This window comes from Bradyrhizobium sp. WSM4874 (genome assembly GCF_055811835.1).
This window is the reverse complement of record NZ_JBVVPR010000043.1, coordinates 50071-65210: the sequence shown is the minus strand read 5'-3', so window position 1 is coordinate 65210 and position 15140 is coordinate 50071. Positions and strand designations below refer to the sequence as shown.

Genomic DNA, 15140 nt, shown 5'->3' with positions numbered 1-15140 from the left:
TCCCCAACCCTCCCCCACAAGGGGGGAGGGAATGAGAGAGCGGTGACTGCCTCACAGGCAAATTTTCGCTCGAAATTCTCCAATGAAATCAATCTCGTTCTACTGTGCATGGGGTTGTTTTCGACGTTTTTGTTTGGGACGCATCCATGACCGCCCAGCCCTTGCTCGACGTCCAGGACCTCACCGTCGAATTCACCACCCGCCGCGGCATCGTGAAAGCGGTGCAGCACGTCAACATCTCCGTCGCCAAGGGCGAGACGCTGGCGATCGTCGGCGAGTCTGGCTCCGGCAAGTCGGTGACGTCGTATGCGGTGATGCGCATCCTCGACCGTGCAGGGCGGATCGCCGAGGGCTCGGTGATGTTCTCGGGCATCGACGTGAAGGCCGCGAGCGAAGACCAGATGCGCGATTTGCGCGGTCGCGAAGTCTCGATGATCTTCCAGAATCCGCGCGCCGCGCTCAACCCGATCCGGAAGGTCGGCGACCAGATCGAAGACGTGCTGCGCACCCATGTCCAGCAGGCCATGGTTTCAGACCGCGGCGAGAAGGCGATCGAGGCGCTGGAGCAGGTCAAGATCGCCCGCCCGCGCGAGCGCTATCACGCCTATCCGTTCGAATTGTCCGGCGGCATGTGCCAGCGTGTCGTCATCGCGCTCGCGCTCGCCTGCAATCCGCAGCTGCTGATCGCGGACGAGCCGACGACCGGATTGGACGTCACCACGCAGAAGGCGGTGATGGATCTGATCGTCGAGCTGACCAAGCGCAAGGCGATGTCCACCATCCTGATCACGCACGACCTCGGCCTTGCCGCCGCCTATTGCGACCGCGTCGTGGTGATGGAGAAGGGCCGGGTGGTCGAGACCGCCAAGGCCGCCGACATCTTCGCCAACCCGCAGCACCCCTACACCAAGAAGCTGATGCGCGCGACGCCGCGGCTCGGCGTGAGCCTGCGGGATCTGTTGCCGGAGGAGGAGGGCTCAGCTGTCGTGGCCGGGCCTGGCCTGGCCATCCATCAGGCTTCGCAAGACGAGGCCAAGAAGAGCGGGCAGCCACTTCTCCTCATCGACAAGCTAGTCAAGGAATATCCCCGCCAGGGCGCGACCGCCACGCTCGGCAAATTGTTCGGCCGCAAGCCGCCGGTGGAGCCGGATGTGTTCCGCGCGGTCGACGGTATCAGCTTCTCGGTCGGTCACGGCGAGAGCGTCGGTCTGGTCGGCGAGTCCGGCTGCGGCAAATCGACCACGTCGATGATGGTGATGCGGCTGCTGGACCAGACCTCCGGCCTGATCCAGTTCGACGGCGAGGACATCGGCGCCATCGCGCCCGCCGGCTTTGCCCGGCTGCCGCAGCGCAGCCGCATCCAGATGGTGTTCCAGGATCCGACCGACAGCCTCAATCCGCGCTTCACTGCTGTGCGCGCCATCGCCGATCCCATCATGCAGCTCGGCGACATCAGGGGGCGCGACGCGCTCCGCGCCCGCTGCGAGGAGCTCGCCACCATGGTGGGCCTGCCGCACAATCTGCTGGATCGCTTCCCGCACCAATTGTCGGGCGGCCAGAAGGCCCGCGTCGGCATTGCCCGCGCCATCGCCGTGCACCCAAAACTCGTCATCCTGGACGAGCCGACCGCCGCGCTCGACGTTTCGGTCCAGGCCGTGGTCCTCAATCTGCTCCAGGACCTCAAGGCGCGGCTAGGTATGAGTTATCTGTTCGTCTCGCATGATTTGAACGTAGTGCGCTTGTTGTGCGATCGTGTCATTGTCATGCGGTCGGGTCGAATCGTCGAGGAAGGATCTTCCGAGAGGGTCTTGAGCGATCCGCAGGACGATTACACCAAGGAGCTGTTGACGGCGATCCCGCACCCGCCGCTGCAGACCCTGGGCGCACACTGAGAACTTGTTTGGGAGCGTGATGGCCGAACCGCTGGACGATTATATCGACGCTGTCACGAAAGCGTTGGCGTTGCCCTTCGAGGAAGCATGGAGGTCGTCCATACGCGCCAATCTCGAGGTCTCGCTGCGGCTCGGTCGCCTCGTCGACGAATTCGCGCTGCCGGACGAGACCGAGCCGGCGCCCGTGTTCACGGTCTGACGCCGCCATGACGACCAAGCCAGAGATGACGGCCTCCGAGATCGCGAGCGCGGTTGCGGGCCGCAAGATGTCCGCGCTCGATGCGGCCGAAGCAGCGCTTGCGCGCATCGAGCAGCACGACAGCATCCTCAACGCCTTCACCGACCTCACCGCCGATCGCGCCCGCGCCAAAGCGCGCGCGATCGATTCCGATATCGCAGCCGGCAAGACCGTCGGCCCATTGGCCGGCGTGCCCTTCGCGGTGAAGAACTTGTTCGACGTCGCCGGCCTCGCCACGCGAGCCGGCTCGAAGATCAACCGAGACCGCGTGCCCGCCACGCGCGACGCCACGCTGATCGAGCGCATGGAATCGGCCGGCGCCGTGCTGGTCGGTGCCCTCAACATGGGCGAATACGCCTACGACTTCACCGGCGAGAACGTCCATGACGGTCCCTCGCGCAATCCGCATGACACGACGCGGATGAGCGGCGGCTCCTCCGGCGGCTCGGGCAGCGCCGTCGGCGGCTCGCTGGTGCCGATCGCGCTCGGCTCCGACACCAATGGTTCGATCCGCGTGCCGGCCTCGTTCTGCGGCATCTTCGGTCTGAAGCCCACCTATGGCCGGCTCTCGCGTGCGCGCTCCTTTCCGTTCGTCGCAAGCCTCGATCATCTCGGACCGTTCGCGCGCTCCGCCACCGATCTCGCGCTGGCCTATGACGCCATGCAGGGACCGGATCCCGACGATGCCGCCTGCACCACCACACGTGGTCTGGAGCCGACGAAGCCGCTGCTTGCCAATCCGGTTTCGGACCTGCGCATCGCGATTGCCGGCGGCTACTTCCAGCAGAATCTGTTTCCGGAAGCGGTCGAAGCCGTCAGCCGCGTCGCCAAGGCGCTGGGCGCAACGCGCGTGGTGGACGTGCCCGAAGCCGCGCGCGCCCGCGCCGCGGCCTATGTCATCACCACCACCGAGGGCGCCTCGCTGCATCTCGATCGGCTGCGCAAGCGGCCGAACGACTTCGATCCCGCCGTGCGCGACCGGCTGATCGCGGGCGCCATGGTGCCGGCGCCGCTGGTCGACCGCGCGCAAAAATTCCGCCGCTGGTATCGTGCGCAGCTCGCTGAGATTTTCAAATCCGTCGACGTGTTGCTTGCGCCCGCGACGCCATGCACCGCGCCGAAGCTCGGCCAGGTCAATTTCAACCTTGGCGGCGTCGAGCTGCCGGTGCGCGCCAATATCGGCATCCACACCCAGCCGATCTCCTTCATCGGCCTGCCAGTGGTCGCAGTCCCCGTGCCGCTCGAGCCATTGCCCATCGGCGTGCAGATCATCGCCGCGCCATGGCGCGAGGACATCGCGTTGCGCGTTGCGTACGCGTTGGAGAAGATGGGCGTCGCCGCCGCGCCCAGCCCAAAAGGATTTTGAGATGGAGATCGATCTCCCGGACGTGATCGCGGACGCCAAAGCCGCGTTCGAGCGCTATGAGCAGGCCCTGATCACCAACGACGTCGCAGTGCTCGGCGAGCTCTTCCGCAACGATCCCCGCACGCTGCGCTATGGCATCGGCGAGAACCTCTACGGCTATGAAGCGATCTCCGGCTTTCGCGCCGGGCGCTCGCCGGTCGGTCTCAATCGCCGCACCGCGAAAACCGTGATCACCAGCTATGGCCGCGACACAGCGGTCGCCTCCACCCTGTTCTATCGCGACACGATGCCGGGCAAGGTCGGCCGGCAGATGCAGACCTGGGTAAAATTCCCGGAGGGCTGGCGCGTCGTCGCCGCCCATGTCAGCATCATCGACGAGTCGAAAGAGACCTGACCGTATGACGCTTGACGATCTTCCGCCCGGAACGCTGCCAGTCGAACCGGCGGTGCCGCGTGTCGACCGGGCGTCGCCATCAGCGCACAAGGTCACGCGCGCCGAGGAGCTGCGCCTGCAGCTCGCCGACGAGATCGTGCGCGGAGCTCTGCCGCCCGGCGCGCCGCTTGACGAGACCGACATCGCGCGCCGCTTCAGCGTTTCGCGCACGCCGGTGCGGGAAGCACTGCGCCAGCTCGTGGCAAGCGGCCTCGTCGAAGCGCGTGCTCATCGCGGCGCGGTGGTGGCGCAGCCCTCGTTCGAACGGCTGACGGGCATGTTCGAGGCGATGGCGGAGCTGGAAGCGCTGTGCGCGGGTCTGGCCGCCGAGCGCATGTCAGCTACCGAGCGTCACGGCCTGGAAGCCATCCACGAAGAGCTGCGGGTGTTGAGCTACGCCGGCAATCCCGATCGCTTCCACGAGGTCAATGAGCGCTTCCACAATGCGATCTATGCGGGATCGCAGAACGGCTACATCGCCGAGATCACGCTGGCGACGCGCGTGCGTGTGCAGCCGTTCCGCCGCGCCCAGTTCCGCAATCTCGGCCGCCTCGCCAAATCCCAAGCCGAGCACGACCGCGTCGTAGTCGCCATCATGCGCGGCGACAAGCAGGGCGCCGCCGCCGCGATGCGCGCGCATATCGAGCTGGTGCGCGGAGAGTACGAGATCTACGCGGTCTCGGTGTAGGGCCGCGCGCACGGTGCCGTAGGGTGGGCAAAGGCGCAAAGCGCCGTGCCCACCATCTACCCAAGCTGACGGTGTGGTGGGCACGCTGCGCTTTGCCCACCCTACGAGACCTACGCCGTAGCAGTTTCCGCCATATACTTCCGCCACCCACCATACGCCGTGATATCTCGCGCATCGCCCAGCACTTCGGGCTCGACGAGAAATCCCTTCACGCTGCGGCCATCCGCCAGCCGTACCGTGCCGATCGCCATCGGCGCGGGAATCGCGTTGACGAACTTGCCGAAGGCGGACGACGACAGCGACCAGATCTCCAGCTCGATCGAGGCGCCCTTGCCGGCCTCGACGCGCAGCATGCCCGGCTTCGGCGGCGTGGTCTTCAATGCGTAGAGCTTGTAGTCAGCCGCGGTCCTGGTCGCCTCGATCAACTGGCCGTTCAGCGCTTTCAACTCGCCGTTCAGCGCCATGCCGGAGAGATGTGCGCCGACGACGGCGATTGGAACCTCGTCGATGCCGCTTGCGGCAAGCGGCGCCAGCGCGGGTTGCGCCACGCCCTTTGCGCCAAGCGTCAGTTTGGTATCGGCATGGAATACGCGGCCGATACTCGCGAGCAGCGCGTCGTGACCCGTGGGTGCAAGAAGTGTGATCCCAAACGGGATACCGTCGGCGCGCATTGCCGCCGGCAGCGCCAGGCCGCAGAGGTCGAGCAGATTGACAAAGTTGGTATAGGTGCCAAGCCGGCTATTGAGCTCGATCGGATTGGCCAGCACCTGCGCGGTCGTATAGGCCGTGGGCGCCGTCGGCAGCACCAGCGCGTCGATATTGGTGAAGGTGCGCTCGGCGATCTTGCGCAAGCCCTGCAAGCGGTAGAGCGCGGAGAAGGTGTCCGCCGCCGTCAGCCGCGCGCCGGCCGCGGTGATCTCGCGCGTCACGGGATGGATGGCATCCGGCGCGGACGCCAGCAGGTCGCGGATCACGAGATAGCGCTCGGCGACCCACGGTCCCTCGTAGAGCAGCCGCGCGGTCTCGTAGAACGGCTCGAGATCGAACTCGACGAGCGTTGCGCCAAGCGCGGTCCAGCGCTTCAACGCCTCGGCGTAAGCCGCTTCCGCCTTCTTGTCGCCGAAAAAGATCAGCTGTCCGCTGCGCGGCACGCCCAGGCGCAGGTTTGCCGGGAGCGGGGTGATCGGGCCAAGCGGCCGGTCGCGCGAGAACGGATCGGCCTGATCTGGACCTGCCATCACCGACAGTGCGAGCGCGGCGTCGTCGACCGTCAAAGCGAATACCGAGATACAGTCGAGCGTCCTGCAGGCCGGCACGAGGCCAGCGGTCGAGATCATGCCGAGGCTTGGCTTGAGCCCGACGATGTTGTTGAGCATCGCCGGCACGCGGCCGCTGCCGGCGGTGTCGGTGCCGAGCGACAGCGGGACCAGCCCGGCGCCGACGGCGGTGGCCGATCCCGAGCTCGATCCGCCGGGAATGAGGTCATCGCGGATCGCGTTCCTGGGGATGCCGTAGGGCGAGCGCACGCCGACAAGGCCGGTCGCGAACTGGTCGAGATTGGTCTTGCCGATGATGATGGCGCCGGCGGCGCGCAGCCGCTGAACCGCGGTCGAGTCGTGTGTCGGGGTATACGTGAAGGCCGGGCACGCAGCGGTGGTCGGAAATCCCAGGGCGTCGATATTGTCCTTCACCACGACCGGCACGCCATAGAGCGGCAGGGTGGCGGCCTCCTTGGTGGCGAGCTTCTCGGCCTCGGCGATCGCGTCCTTTTCGTCGCGTAGGCTGATGAAGACGGCGGGATCGTTGTGGTCGCGGATGCGCTGATAGGTGCGCGCGACCGTCTGCGCCGGCGTGAGCGTGCCCGCGCGATGCGCGGCCACGATCGCGGCAATCGTTTCAGGCTGCTCAGCCCCCATTTCAGCCCCCATGGCGACAAAACTCCGGCTACGCCTCTTCACCCGGATCGAAGCAAGCGATGTGCCATTGTGTACAGAATCCGGGCAGGACCAGCGCTGCGGATATTATCGAGCGATCAGTGGCTTGTGGGATATTTCGAGCGCCGGCGGACCTTCGTGTCAGCGCCCTGTTGCGAGCATTTGCACAAATAACGGGCAGCTCACCGGCCTTGAGCTTGCGCCCCAACAATTGTCGTGGCCAACATGCCGGCCAACGCGGTCCGCGACGAGGCTGCGACGATCCCGGCTTCCGGGTGAGGAGGAAACCATGACAGCCGCCCCTCGCGGTGATGCTTCGAGCCTGTTCGCGACACCCAGAACCGTTGCCGAGTATCGCGCGGACGGCAGCATTCTGCTGCGCTCGCCGGAGCCCCTGCGCGATAGCGCGCGCTGCGTCGGCGACTGGCTGGAGCAATGGGCGCGGCAGAGGCCTGATGCGACTTTCCTCGCGGAGCGCAGCAGTGCCGAGTCGCCGTGGACCACCGTCACCTACGCGCAGGCGCTGCGCCAGGTGCGCGCGGCAGCGTCGTGGATTCTGGCGCAAGGTCTCAGTACGGAGCGCCCGCTCGCGATCCTCTCCGACAACAGCATCGATCATGCGCTCCTGGCGCTGGCGGCCCAGCATGTCGGCGTGCCCTCGGCGGCGATCTCGCCGGCCTATTCGTTGATGTCCAAGGATTTCGACAAGCTCAAGAGCATGATCACGCTGCTTGAGCCCGCCGCGATCTATGTCTCCGCGACGCGGCCGTTTGCGGCGGCGCTGGCCGCGATCAAGCCGCTGCATAGCGCGCAGATCATCAGTGGCAATGCGGACGATACCGATGCGCTGGCCTTCCGCACCATCGCGGCAACGCCCGAGAGCCCCGACGTCGCAAAGGCCTTCGCCGCGGTGACGCCCGCGACGATCGCAAAACTCCTGTTCACTTCGGGTTCGACCGGCACGCCGAAGGCGGTCATCAACACCCAGCGCATGCTGTGCTCGAGCCAGCAGGCCAAGGCGCAGACCTGGACTTTTCTCGAACAGGGGCGCGACGATCTCGTCATTCTCGACTGGCTGCCCTGGAGTCACACGTTCGGCGCCAACCACAATTTCAATCTCGTGCTGCGCAATGGCGGCTCGCTCTATATCGACGGCGGCAAGCCGGCGCCCGGCCTGTTTGCGACGTCACTCGCCAATTTGAAGAGCGTGATGCCGACGATCTATTTCAACGTGCCGCGCGGCTTCGACATGCTGATTGCGGCGTTGCGCGGCGACGAGGAACTGCGCCGCCGCTTCTTCAGCGAGGTGAAATTCGCGTTCTACGCCGGTGCAGCGCTGCCGCAGAATCTGTGGGACGCGCTCGAAGAGCTTTCCGTCAAGACCGTTCGCCGCGCGATGCCGATGGTCTCGGCGTGGGGCTCGACCGAGACCTCGCCGCTGGCCACCGACTGCCATTTCCTCGCGGAGCGGTCGGGCAATATCGGCGTGCCCATCCCCGGCACCGAACTGAAGCTCGTCACCTCCGGCGACAAGCTGGAGGTGCGCGTGCGCGGCCCCAACGTCACGCCGGGCTACTGGAAGGCGCCGGAGCTGACCAGGCAGGCTTTTGACGACGAGGGCTTTTATCTCATCGGTGACGCCGTGAAATTCGCCGATGCGAAGCGGCCCGAGCGCGGCCTGTTCTTCGACGGTCGCGTCGCGGAGGATTTCAAGCTCAATTCCGGCACCTGGGTCAGCGTCGGCACGCTGCGCCTCGCCGGCATCGCCGCGCTGGCGCCGCTCGCGCAGGACATCGTCGTCACCGGTCATGGCGGCGACGAGGTGCGCTTCCTGGTGTTCCCGAACATCGCTACGTGCCGCGCGCATACCGGCCTGCCCGAGACCGCAGGCGTGAACGACGTGCTCGCGCATGACGAGGTCAGAGCCGCGATCGCACAGGGGCTGGCGAAACTCAAGCAACAGAACGCCAACTCCTCCGGCCACGCCACGCGCGCGCTGCTGCTCGCCTCGCCGCCGTCAGTGGACGGCGGCGAGATCACCGACAAGGGCTACATCAACCAGCGCGCCGTGCTGACGCGCCGTGCCGATGCATTGGCGCGGTTGAATGACGATGTCTCGGGTGAATGGATTGGTCTGTAGCAGTTGAAAAGGCAGCTCTTCGCGTTAGGTGGGCGGCCGTAGGCCTCCTCTCTCCCTGTTGTCATTGCGAGCGCAGCGAAGCAATCCAGAGTCATTCCGCGGAGGGATTCTGGATTGCTTCGCTGCGCTCGCAAATGACAGGGCTGAAACAGCTCGCCGTTAAGCCAGCCACGCTGCCGCATTATCCTGCATGATTCTTTTGTTGCTTAAGCAACTAATTTATGCGAACGGTTCCAGACAAGGATGACGGCGGAGGAACCGCCGCGTCGGATCGGAGGAAGCAATGCTCGGCAGAGAGGGTGCCGCGGGCGAATACCGGCGCATGCCTGGAACTGACAGAGGTCGGCGCCCGCTGCGTGGCCGGTCAGGTCTCGGTGCTGCCGGTCACCGCGCCGAGATTCTCGTGCAGGCGGCGCAACAGGTCGATCAGCACCTCGCGCTCGTCCTTGTCCAGGCAGGACAACAGGCGCCGTTCGCGCTCGAATGCCGCGACGATCACCTTGTCATGGATGGCGCGGCCCTTCGCCGTCAGCGAGATCGAATGGGTGCGCCCGTCGTTTGGATCGGTACGGATCGAGATCAGCCCCCGCTTTTCCAGACCGGCCAGCGTCCGGCTCACCGGACCCTTGTCGAAGCCGATGACGTGACAGATGCGCGAGGCTGGAATGCCGGGCTCGATCGCCAGCAGCGACATGATCCGCCATTCCGTGACGTTGACGCCGAACTGCCGCTGATAGAACGCGGTGGCGCTGTTCGAGAGCTTGTTGGCGATGAAGGTGATGAACGCCGGGACGTAGCGGTCGAGATCGAGCGTCGGTCCCGTTTCAGTGGGCGCAGGCTTTTGGCGGGCTCTGGTCGAAGACGGCGGCATATCGGGATTCTGTCTCGCGGCGTGTCCGAAAGACCTAAGGGTAAGCGCCGTCCTTTCACAAGATCAAAATAAGGGAGGACTTCCATGAGCGCTTCCAGCTCCCCGGAAATCAACGGTTCGTCGGCCGTCCCGCATCTCGACGTCGACCCCTTCGCAATGGATTTTTTCGCCGACCCCTATCCCACGCATGAGCTGCTGCGGGAGGCCGGACCTGTCGTCTATCTCGACAAGTGGAACGTCTATGGCGTGGCGCGCTATGCCGAGGTCCATGCCGTCCTGAATGATCCCGCGACCTTCTGCTCCAGCCGCGGCGTCGGCCTCTCCGACTTCAAGAAGGAGACGCCGTGGCGGCCGCCGAGCCTGATCCTCGAAGCCGATCCTCCCGCGCACACCCGCACCCGCGCGGTGCTCTCAAAGGTGCTGTCGCCGACGGTGATGAAGGGGCTCCGCGACCGCTTTGCCGCGGCAGCGGAAAAGCGTGTGGACGCGCTGCTGGAGAAGCGCAGCTTCGATGCCATCACGGACCTCGCCGAGGCCTATCCGCTGTCGATCTTCCCGGATGCGCTCGGGCTGAAGCCGGAGGGCCGCGAACATCTGATTCCCTATGCGAGTGTCGTGTTCAACGCCTTCGGCCCGCCGAACGAGCTGCGCCAGGAGGCGATCGCGCGCTCGGCGCCGCACCAGGCCTACGTCACCGATCAGTGCCAGCGGGACAACCTCACGCCCGGCGGCATCGGCGCCTGCATCCACACCCATGTCGACGAGGGTGCCATCACCGCCACCGAAGCGCCGCTGCTGGTGCGCTCGCTGCTGTCGGCGGGCCTCGACACCACCGTCAACGGCATCGGTGCAGCGGTCTATTGTCTGGCGCGCTTCCCGGAGCAGTGGCAGCGCCTGCGCGGCGATTTCACGCTGGCGCGCAACGCTTTCGAGGAGGCGGTTCGTTTTGAAAGCCCGGTGCAGACCTTCTTCCGCACGACAACGCGCGAGGTCGAACTGTCAGGCGCGTCCATCGGTGAGGGCGAGAAGGTGTTGATGTTTCTGGCGGCTGCCAATCGCGATCCGCGGCGCTGGGACAAGCCGGACAGCTACGACATCACCCGCCGCACGTCCGGCCATGTGGGCTATGGCTCAGGTATTCACATGTGCGTCGGCCAGCTGGTCGCGCGGCTCGAAGGCGAGACAATGCTCGCGGCGCTGGCCCGCCGGATCGCGAAAATCGAGATCACGGGCGAGCCACAGCGCCGCTTCAACAACACGCTGCGCGGGCTCGACAGCCTGCCTGTGAGCATCACGCCGGTCTGACGCTGGCGGCATCGAAAACAACAGGGGAGGGAACAATGAAGAACTTGAAGTGGACGCTTGCGCTGGCCGCGAGCTTGATTGGCGGCGCGGCAAATGCCGAGATCTCGGACAATGTCGTGCGCGTCGGCGTGCTGAACGACATCTCAGGCATCTTCCAGGATACCAACGGCATGGGTTCAGTCGAGGCCGCGCGCATGGCCGCCGAGGATTTCAACGGCGGCGGCAAGGGCATCAAGGTCGAGATCGTCTATGCCGATCACCAGAACAAGGCCGACGTCGGCAACGCCATCGCGCGCAAATGGCTCGATGTCGAGGGCGTCGACGCCATCGTCGACGTGCCGAACTCGGCCGTCGGTCTCTCCATCAACACGCTGCTGCGCGACAGTCGCATGACGTTCCTGGCGTCGTCCACCGCGAGTTCCGATCTCACCGGCAAGGCCTGCTCGCCCAACACCATCCAGTGGGTGAACGACGCCTGGGCGACCGGCAACACCACGGCAGCCGCGATGATGTCGCGCGGCGGCAAGGACTGGTATTTCCTCACGGTCGATTACGCGCTCGGCAAGGGCATCGAGGCGGAAGCCCAGAAATACATCGAGGCGCATGGCGGCAAGGTGTTGGGCTCGAGCAAGCATCCGCTCGGCACGTCCGACTTCGCCTCCTTCCTGTTGCAGGCGCAGAGCTCGAAGGCGCAGGTGATCGGGCTCGCCAATGCCGGCGGCGACACCATCAACGCGGTGAAGCAGGCGGCGGAGTTCGGGATCCAGCAGGGCGGACAGAAGCTCGTCGCTTTCCTGCTCTTCATCAACGACGTCCACGGCATGGGCATCAAGGTGGCCCAAGGGCTCCAGCTCATGGAGGCCTTCTACTGGGACATGAACGACGACACCCGCGCCTTCGCCAAGCGCTTCGCGGCGCGGCCCGGCATGAACGGCAAGATGCCGAGCGGCAACCAGGCCGGAGTTTATGCCTCCACGCTCGCTTATCTCAACGCGGTTGCCGCGACCGGCAGCGACAATGCCAAGGACGCCGTGCCCGAGATGAAGAAGTTCAAGGGCAAGGACAAGCTGTTCGGCGACACCACGATCCGCCAGGACGGCCGCGTCGTGCATCCCATGTATCTGTTCGAGGTGAAGAAGCCGGAGGAGTCGAAATATCCGTACGACTATTACAAGCTGGTCTCGACCATCTCGGCGGAGCAGGCGTTCCGCCCGCTGACGGAGGGCGGCTGCGAGCTGGTGAAGTAGGGGCGGCGAACGCGCCTCACTTAACCTCTCCCCGCTCGCGGGGAGAGGTCGGATCGCTCTTGCGATCCGGGTGAGGGGGTACAGGTCTCACCAATATCTCGTTCGCGGAGAGGCCCCTCACCCCAACCCTCTCCCCCGTAAGAACGGGGAGAGGGAGAAGAAGCCCCTACACCACCTTGCTGCTTCCCTGCGTGATCAGCCGGGCGGCGCGCTGGTCGCGGGCGTAGATCCAGAGCCAGCTCAGCGCGACGCTGAGGCGGTGGCGCAAGCCGATCAGGAAGTAGATGTGGGCGATGCCCCAGATCCACCACGCGATGGTGCCGCGCAATTTGATGCGGCCGAAGTCGATCACCGCGAGCCGTTTGCCGATCTGCGCGAGGCTGCCGGAGTGCTTGTAGCGGAACGGGCCTGTCGGCTCCTGGCGCAGCCGCGCCTTGATCGTGTCGGCCACGTGACGGCCCTGCTGCTTGGCGGCCGGCGCGATGCCGGGCACGGGCTTGCCGTCCCAGGCGTTGATCAAAACGGTATCGCCGATCGCAAAGATTTCGGGATGCCCCGGTATCGTCAGGTCCGCCTCCACCTCCACGCGTCCGGCACGATCGGCCGGCGCACCCAGCCACTCGGCCGCGGGCGAGGCGCGCACGCCGGCGGCCCAGATTCGTGTCTTGGCTTCGAGCAGCTTGCCGCCGAACACCACGCCCTCGCGATTGATCTCGGTGACGGCCTGTCCGAGCACGACCTCGACGCCGATTTTTTCCAGGGAAGCCTGCGCGTAGGCCGAGAGATCATCGGGAAATCCTGCCAGCACGCGTGGTCCGGCCTCGATCAGCACCACGCGCGCCTTGTTGGTGTCGATGTTGCGGAAGTCTGCCGGCAAGGTGTGGTGCGCCATCTCGGCGATGGTCCCCGCGAGCTCCACGCCGGTGGGGCCGGCGCCGACGATGACGAAGGTCAATCGTGCCGCGCGCTTGGTCGGATCGGTCTCACGCTCGGCGCGCTCGAACGCCACCAGGATATGACGGCGCAGCGTGGTCGCGTCCTCCAGCGTCTTCAGGCCCGGCGCGAACTGCTCCCATTCGTCGTGGCCGAAATAGGCATGCCGCGCGCCGGTGGCGAGCACCAGCGTATCGTAAGGAACCTCGCTGCCGTCGTCGATCAGCACGCAACGCCTGTCCGCATCGACGCCGCTCACGGTCGCAAACAGCGTCGTCACATCGCGCCGGTCGCGCATCAGGTGCCGAACCGGCCATGCGATCTCGCTGGTGGCGAGCGAGGCGGTCGCGACCTGGTAGAGCAGCGGCTGGAACAAATGATGGTTGCGGCGGTCGATCAGCGTGATCTCGACCGGGCTGCCGGCGAGCCGGTGGGTCGTCTCCAGCCCGCCGAAGCCGGCTCCGACGATGACGACGCGATGCGGTGTCGTGGTCATGATGCGCCCCTCGAATCTCGCTGCTCTATTCTCTCATTTAAGTGCGGATTGGGCGTGGCGGTCCAATAGCCATCATCAATGGACGGATAGGCCAAGGGCATCGAGTGTATCGCCGTCCCGCGAAAAAGCGCCGCAGCCTCCGTCTAAGTAAGTAGAATTATATTTCTTGCTATCGCCGATCGGGGCGAAATATGGTGCAGGGGCGGGCGCTGAGCCATTGGCGGCGCGACAGATTTTGCGTTCAATAGAGATGACCCGGGGCGGCAATCACCCCGCTTCCGGGCGTAATAATATGGAGGGGAGTTGTTATGAGGACGGCATTCTGGCTGGCAGGCGCAGCGGCGCTGGTGCTGGCAAGTCCGGCATCCGCCGGCGACACCATCAAGATCGGCTTCGTTTCGACCTTCAGCGGCCCGACCGCCGTGATCGGCAACGACATGCGCAACTCGTTCGAGCTCGCGCTGGATCACATCGGCCGCAAGATGGACGGCAAGCCGGTCGAGGTGATTTACGAGGACGACGGGCAGAAGCCCGACGTCGGCAAGCAGAAGACCGAGAAGCTGGTCCAGTCCGACAAGGTCGATTTCATCGTCGGCTACATCTGGTCGAACGTGCTGCTGGCCTCGCTCAAGACCGCCGTGGATTCGCAGACCATCCTGATCTCGGCCAATGCCGGTCCGTCGCAGCTCGCGGGCGAGCTCTGCTCACCCTACGTGTTCTCGACCTCCTGGCAGAACGACCAGACCCCGGCCGCGATGGGTCTCTACATGAACCAGAAGGGCGTCAAGAGCGTGTTCCTGATTGGCCCGAACTACGCCGCCGGCAAGGACATGCTCGCGGGCGTGAAGAGCACGTTCAAGGGCGAGGTCAAGGGCGAGGAATACACGGTCTGGCCGAGCCAGCTCGACTTCTCCGCCGAGCTGTCCAAGGCGCGCGCCTCGGGTGCCGAGTCGATCTTCGTGTTCTATCCGGGTGCAGCCGGCGTGCAGTTCCTCAACCAATATGCGCAGGCCGGGCTGAAGAGCACGATGCCGCTCTACACGGCTTTCACCGTCGACGAGCTGTCGCTGCCGCTGCAAAAGGAGAACGCGCTCGGCGTTCCCGGCGCGCAGGAATGGGTGAATGATCTGCCCAACGAGCAGAACAAGCGCTTCGTCGCCGACTACCGCAAGAAGTATCCCGGCCTGCGCCCGACCTATTACGGCGCGCAAGCCTACGACGCGGCCCAGCTCATCAACAGCGCGGTGGTCGCGGTGAAGGGCGACACCAGCAAGAAGGACGCGATGAAGGCCGAGATGGAGAAGGCCAACTTCAAGTCGCTGCGCGGCCCGTTCAAGTACGGCAAGAACCACATCCCGGTGCAGAACTTCTACCTGCAGGACGTGGTCAAGGATGGCGAAGGCCAACTCTCCCTGAAGACGGTCGCGACCATCGTCGAAAACGACCAGGATCGTTTCCACGACAAATGCGCGATGAAGTGAGATCTCTGCTTTCCCTCTCCCCGCTCGCGGGGAGAGGGTTCTCAGCTCTCTCTCCCGTCATTGCGAGCGCAGCGAAGCAATCCAGAATCTTTCCGCAGAGGGATTCTGGATTGCTT

Annotated in this window: 12 protein-coding genes; 9 read left to right on the top strand and 3 right to left on the bottom strand. The window is 65.3% G+C overall.

Annotation, left to right across the window (positions count from 1 at the left end; all coding sequences use genetic code 11):
* Positions 1-146 precede the first annotated feature (146 nt).
* Genes AC0L3P_RS31860 through AC0L3P_RS31840 form a run of 5 tightly spaced genes read left to right on the top strand, consistent with a single transcriptional unit; the run spans position 147 to position 4617 of the window.
* On the top strand, positions 147-1892 hold the full coding sequence (locus AC0L3P_RS31860) for a dipeptide ABC transporter ATP-binding protein (protein ID WP_473308132.1): 1746 nt from the start codon (positions 147-149) through the stop codon (positions 1890-1892).
* Positions 1893-1911: 19 nt separating this feature from the next.
* Positions 1912-2091 carry a DUF4089 domain-containing protein gene (locus AC0L3P_RS31855; protein ID WP_473308129.1) on the top strand — a complete coding sequence of 60 codons (180 nt, stop codon included), beginning with the start codon at positions 1912-1914 and terminating at the stop codon, positions 2089-2091.
* 7 nt (positions 2092-2098) lie between these two features.
* Positions 2099-3496, top strand: a complete 1398-nt coding sequence (locus AC0L3P_RS31850; protein ID WP_473308127.1) for an AtzE family amidohydrolase — start codon at positions 2099-2101, stop codon at positions 3494-3496.
* A gap of 1 nt (position 3497) precedes the next feature.
* On the top strand, positions 3498-3890 hold the full coding sequence (gene hpxZ, locus AC0L3P_RS31845; RefSeq protein WP_473308125.1) for an oxalurate catabolism protein HpxZ: 393 nt from the start codon (positions 3498-3500) through the stop codon (positions 3888-3890).
* A 4-nt stretch (positions 3891-3894) separates the two neighbouring features.
* Entirely contained in the window at positions 3895-4617 is a 723-nt protein-coding gene (locus AC0L3P_RS31840; RefSeq protein ID WP_473308123.1) for a GntR family transcriptional regulator, read from the top strand.
* A gap of 110 nt (positions 4618-4727) precedes the next feature.
* Here the strand turns inward: AC0L3P_RS31840 and atzF are convergent, their stop codons facing one another.
* Positions 4728-6533, bottom strand: a complete 1806-nt coding sequence (atzF, locus tag AC0L3P_RS31835) for an allophanate hydrolase (protein WP_473308137.1) — start codon at positions 6531-6533, stop codon at positions 4728-4730.
* Positions 6534-6840: 307 nt separating this feature from the next.
* On the opposite strand from atzF, the gene AC0L3P_RS31830 reads away from it, so the two are divergent.
* Positions 6841-8691, top strand: a complete 1851-nt coding sequence (locus tag AC0L3P_RS31830; RefSeq protein WP_473308121.1) for a feruloyl-CoA synthase — start codon at positions 6841-6843, stop codon at positions 8689-8691.
* A 364-nt stretch (positions 8692-9055) separates the two neighbouring features.
* Here the strand turns inward: AC0L3P_RS31830 and AC0L3P_RS31825 are convergent, their stop codons facing one another.
* Positions 9056-9562, bottom strand: coding sequence for a MarR family winged helix-turn-helix transcriptional regulator (locus AC0L3P_RS31825; protein WP_275168487.1), 507 nt, complete (start codon positions 9560-9562; stop codon positions 9056-9058).
* Positions 9563-9646: 84 nt separating this feature from the next.
* Between AC0L3P_RS31825 and AC0L3P_RS31820 the strand changes: the two genes are divergently transcribed.
* Both AC0L3P_RS31820 and AC0L3P_RS31815 read left to right on the top strand, forming a co-directional pair.
* Positions 9647-10867, top strand: coding sequence for a cytochrome P450 (locus tag AC0L3P_RS31820; protein WP_473308116.1), 1221 nt, complete (start codon positions 9647-9649; stop codon positions 10865-10867).
* A gap of 35 nt (positions 10868-10902) precedes the next feature.
* On the top strand, positions 10903-12114 hold the full coding sequence (locus tag AC0L3P_RS31815; protein ID WP_473308114.1) for an ABC transporter substrate-binding protein: 1212 nt from the start codon (positions 10903-10905) through the stop codon (positions 12112-12114).
* A 166-nt stretch (positions 12115-12280) separates the two neighbouring features.
* Here the strand turns inward: AC0L3P_RS31815 and AC0L3P_RS31810 are convergent, their stop codons facing one another.
* The gene (locus AC0L3P_RS31810; protein ID WP_473308112.1) at positions 12281-13543 is read right to left on the bottom strand and encodes an NAD(P)/FAD-dependent oxidoreductase; all 1263 of its coding nucleotides are present in this window, start codon (positions 13541-13543) and stop codon (positions 12281-12283) included.
* A 308-nt stretch (positions 13544-13851) separates the two neighbouring features.
* Between AC0L3P_RS31810 and AC0L3P_RS31805 the strand changes: the two genes are divergently transcribed.
* Positions 13852-15024: an ABC transporter substrate-binding protein gene (locus AC0L3P_RS31805; RefSeq protein ID WP_275168483.1), complete on the top strand. Its 1173-nt coding sequence runs from the start codon at positions 13852-13854 to the stop codon at positions 15022-15024.
* Positions 15025-15140: the final 116 nt, after the last annotated feature.